Genomic DNA, 1,193 nt, shown 5'->3' with positions numbered 1-1,193 from the left:
TCATGGTTTGGGTTGCGGCAGCAATCAGCGGTGGACTTCTCCTAATCCGCTATTTGCGTCAGCGGCGTTCTACCGGTCTCGTACCCGTGAACAAAAGCCCCCATGGTAGCAAACGTATTGCCATAATCGTCGTAGTCGCGGCGACCGGCATCGCCGGCTCCCTATACATCGCTGAAGGGGGCGGACTCTTTCGCACCTCGAACTATGCGTGGAATCTCACCGAGGCTCAAGATACGGCAGAAATCATCATGCGCACAACCGTAAACCACACAACCCCAGAGGTACATGAAGGCGAGAAAGTTGAACTCGTAATCCTGAACGTCGACGGCTACATCGGCACAGGGACCTATCTACATGGTGAGACCGTCACCGTAATAGTGCCACGCTCGACCGCTGAAGTAATCGGCTTCTCCAAAGGAGACGATTATGTACTCTTCCTGAACGTGATCGATGGAGAGACAATGCTCGTCGACTCACAGCAGGGAGTCTTCAAAGTGCTCGACGATGGCACCATATCAAACACGGCCAACCTGACCCTGCCCGACGAGCTGCTGAAATCCTTTCACCTTGCCCCCTAACTCGGACACAGAGCGGTCGGGGTGGTTCTTGGTTTCCCTCGTTTAAGAGAAGAGCTTCTATGCCTCGTCGTCCTGTCCGGACCGCAACGGTGCGGGAGCAGCTACTCGTGTTTCCAGGCGACCGGCAACAGCGCCTCCAGCAGTACACCTTGAGCGATTCCGATCTCGCCGTTATTGGGGAGCGGGATATGTCAACGTGCTATTTATTCCGTTTCGTGAGCTAACCCCTAATACACGAGGATGCAGCAAGCCGATCCCTCCATCCCGCATGGACCCCAGAATCAGCGATGACACCGCGCCGCGCAGGAGTACGCCGTTAACAGCTCCATAAGGCCAATCTTAGAAGAATCCTTTATGCAGCTCATATCCCCGAGGAACTAATCCCGCTGACCCTTAACTGTCTTCCGTTCCGCTCGTTTGAACAGCAGGATGCCTACGACCGCGAGAATGATCGCTATGGGCACCCAGCCAAAGAGAAGATACTGCGGGAGAATCTCAAAGAATGACTCGTTTGATGCGGACGACTTTATCCAGGTGCCCAGTATGCCGCCCACAAGCGATGCGGGCTGCATAAAGGCAAACAACTTCAGAATTTCATTGGGATCGTTAAGTCGT

2 protein-coding genes are annotated in these 1,193 nt (G+C 54.2%); one reads left to right on the top strand and one right to left on the bottom strand.

What is annotated here, in order from left to right:
• Positions 1-578, top strand: a 578-nt coding sequence (locus JF66_RS20590; RefSeq protein ID WP_035880812.1) for a hypothetical protein, incomplete at its 5' end; no start/stop codon positions are given.
• A gap of 377 nt (positions 579-955) precedes the next feature.
• Here JF66_RS20590 and JF66_RS24810 read toward each other — a convergent pair.
• A partial coding sequence (locus JF66_RS24810; RefSeq protein WP_035880810.1) for a hypothetical protein occupies positions 956-1,193 on the bottom strand: 238 nt, incomplete at its 5' end.

Origin of the sequence: Cryobacterium sp. MLB-32, from assembly GCF_000738085.1 — a bacterium.
Classification (GTDB): Bacteria; Actinomycetota; Actinomycetes; order Actinomycetales; family Microbacteriaceae; genus Cryobacterium.
This window is presented reverse-complemented; position numbering and strand designations above follow the sequence as displayed.